General features: G+C 31.1%; 1 protein-coding gene. It reads right to left on the bottom strand.

The window, feature by feature from the left end:
• Positions 1 to 352 precede the first annotated feature (352 nt).
• Complete coding sequence (locus ACZ1AQ_RS15100) at positions 353 to 838, bottom strand: hypothetical protein (protein WP_489633692.1); 486 nt, start codon at positions 836 to 838, stop codon at positions 353 to 355.
• Positions 839 to 1,093 lie beyond the last annotated feature (255 nt).

The raw sequence follows: 1,093 nt of genomic DNA, 5'->3' as shown, positions 1-1,093 counted from the left end.
TTTAATTCTTTTATTTTTTCAAAATCAATTCTGTTTTCTTGTGAGAAACAAGATAAAGTTGTCATTATGAATGTTATAATTGCTATTTTTTTCATTTCGTTTATAATTGCTGGTAACGTTCCCGCGCTACAAGCAGTTTGGGACTAAATTAAGCCCATTATTCGGATTTGCCAAATCTTCCAAATACAAAACCAATTTCAAATTAAGCCTAATACCCAAATTGCTTGTAGCGTGTGTTAGGGTGTGTAGCGACACGTTTGAAAATCACGAAAGTTCATCCGTTCCAATTTTCCATTCCAATTGCATAATCTATTTCGCCTTTCGATTTCCGCTTCTGAACTTCAAACTTCATTTAATTTATAATTGGCGGAGGCGGAGCATTAAGAATTTTGTTAAAAATACTTAAATCAAATTTTTTGTTTGTTCGAGTGAATTCATGTAGGTTCTTGATTTTGACCAATGATTCTCCAAAAGACAAAAAATGTTTTGGTCCCATGTGACCATGAATCATTAGTTTTTTGGTTTGTTTCTCAATTTGTAGATTAAAAGCATTAGTTTCTCCATCTTCGATTAAACTATTTGTAAATTTTTCTTCCTTCGGAAAAGTTATTGTATCTAAAATATTTTGAATATTTTCTTTTTCTTCACTACTTAAAATTGTAAATGAAGTTTGTTCTTCATATGGATAAGAATTAATATAGTAAAGCGTATCAGAAGAATTAAATTTTAAATAATATGATTCATGAATGTTCCCTTTATAAAAAGTAAAATCGTATTCTTTTTTTGGAGATTGACAATTTGAAAAAACTACTATTAAAATTATTGTTAGTATTCTCATTTTCTTCGGTTCTTTATAATTGCCAATGTTGGTTTAGTATTCGGTCAGCAGGCTAACTAACTTATTATTATTTTCATTTGTAAAACGTCTGGTTGATGTCGGCTGTGTCTTTTCAACGGAGCTATATACCCTAACGTCCCGCCGCTACACGAGGTTTGGGACTAAAGATGCGTTATTTTTCCATTATGCACAAATTTTCCAAGTACAATACCAACTTTCTATTCAGCCCAATACCCAAATCTCTTGTAACGGCTG

The sequence above is a fragment of the Flavobacterium sp. UM26 genome (genome assembly GCF_057922445.1).
This window is presented reverse-complemented; position numbering and strand designations above follow the sequence as displayed.

Excerpts from the sequence above, each read along its gene's own strand:
- ACZ1AQ_RS15100 (WP_489633692.1), bottom strand. The coding sequence starts at position 838 with ATGAGAATACTAACAATAATTTTAATAGTAGTTTTTTCAAATTGTCAA.